Origin of the sequence: Haloferula luteola (genome assembly GCF_014201715.1) — a bacterium.
In the GTDB taxonomy this organism is placed as follows: domain Bacteria; phylum Verrucomicrobiota; class Verrucomicrobiia; order Verrucomicrobiales; family Akkermansiaceae; genus Haloferula; species Haloferula luteola.
In genome coordinates this window covers 1-1,530 of sequence record NZ_JACHFD010000074.1, presented here as the reverse complement: position 1 = coordinate 1,530, position 1,530 = coordinate 1, and the positions used below count along the sequence as shown (strand labels likewise).

General features: G+C 55.6%; 2 protein-coding genes. Both read right to left on the bottom strand.

Annotated elements, in window-relative coordinates; all coding sequences use genetic code 11:
• Positions 1-319: 319 nt before the first annotated feature.
• Positions 320-649 (bottom strand): hypothetical protein, encoded by a 330-nt coding sequence (locus HNR46_RS20505; protein WP_184022574.1) that lies wholly within the window; start codon positions 647-649, stop codon positions 320-322.
• A gap of 79 nt (positions 650-728) precedes the next feature.
• Positions 729-1,430 (bottom strand): hypothetical protein, encoded by a 702-nt coding sequence (locus tag HNR46_RS20500; RefSeq protein WP_184022572.1) that lies wholly within the window; start codon positions 1,428-1,430, stop codon positions 729-731.
• Positions 1,431-1,530: the final 100 nt, after the last annotated feature.

Here is a 1,530-nt window from a genome sequence, read left to right as displayed (position 1 = left end):
CTCCGATGTCCTTCAATAGCACGGCACAGAGAACAAAGAGCAACAGGGGAACCAAGCATCCACCGACACCACATCCGACCAATGGACCCGGATTGCGGACTCCAGAGCGACGTGGTTCAGCGGTGTCACTTGCATCGGTGAGCTTAGCGCTGGGAGGTTTGTATGGCTCCTCCATTTCTGACAGTACGTCGTGTGTGGCGACCGGGTAAACCTCAACGCTGCAGCCGCGCACAATCAATCAACTCCCGAAGCTGGAGGCAAGAACGTAACAACGCCGCTGATAGGGGTCGTCCACGCAGCGACTTGTTCTGCCATTCATTCAATAGTTGCCGGTTAGAATCGAGGTCAGGCCGGAGACGATGAGGAATCCGAATATCAGGGGCCCGAAGCACAGGTTCAATAGGAAAACCCACCGTGGCGCGAGAACTCTCCCCTTGCCCGCCAATCGGATCGCGTAGACGACGGACGCCAGCAAGGAGACGACGATGCCAAACTCGATTACTGCGTGCGTTTTGAGAAACGCGCGGTGTCCGAGAAACTCAGCGACGCCATAGCCAGTCAAGATAAGAGTCAATCCGAGCGGAGCGGGCCACGCGTATCGAAAACTGCCAGCTCGGCGGTATTCAGGAACTGCGCCGTGCTTATCCATTCTCCGCAGAACGTTCGAGCGCTGGCACCCGCTACCGGGAGCGCCAGCGTGAGTCAGGGTAAAGGGTTCTCATCAGGTTTCAATCTCCGTCTCGGGGCGTGGTAGCGGGTGGTCCAGCCGCGACTTGTTCGCTGATAGGTTTATAGGCTCGCCAACCAAGCCCGAGGAAGAGAATCATACAAAACGAAAGGAGGTTGAGCCCAAAGAGCCACGGCATCTGCTTGAGCTGCACGTCAATCATCTCGGTGGTCTGTCTCAAGGTGTGGGCGGTATCTACGGTATCCGCCCAACGTTCCTGCTGATCGACAGTAGGATAAAATTGCTCGAAATCACCTTCCGAGTTCTTCCAGATCGGCTGGACTCCGAACATCGAATAGAGAATACCGGCAGACTTCGCACGATCTTCGGGTTCCGCTTCGGCAATTGCACGCTCGGAAAGTGTGCCAATCAGCTCAGAATCTCTCTCATGCCCGCGAAGTAAATTCAGATTGGTCCGAGCGAGAAGAACACCACCAATTCCATACATCGTGAGGTTATACAGGAGCGGCAGACATGCCAAAGTCACGAAGGCTAACCCTGCTCGACGATGGCCCACTCCAAAGATCATGTTCAGCGAGAGAAGCACGACGATCGGAATCAATACCGCTACAATGACGGCACATGTCCACTGAATGCCTGGGGTGCCTAAAACCTCCGGCGCAATCTTCTTGCCTTCGAGCGGGGCGACCCAGAATACGAACAGCGAGACCGTAAGAATTGTCACGACGGTGCGGGTCTTCATTGTCGAGCGAGACCCTATGGCTGCGACTTGAAGCAGTCGGGCACCGTTGGAGTAGGTTGAGGGTTGGGAAAGTGGTGTCGTGTCTGGTTCAAATCGTGGG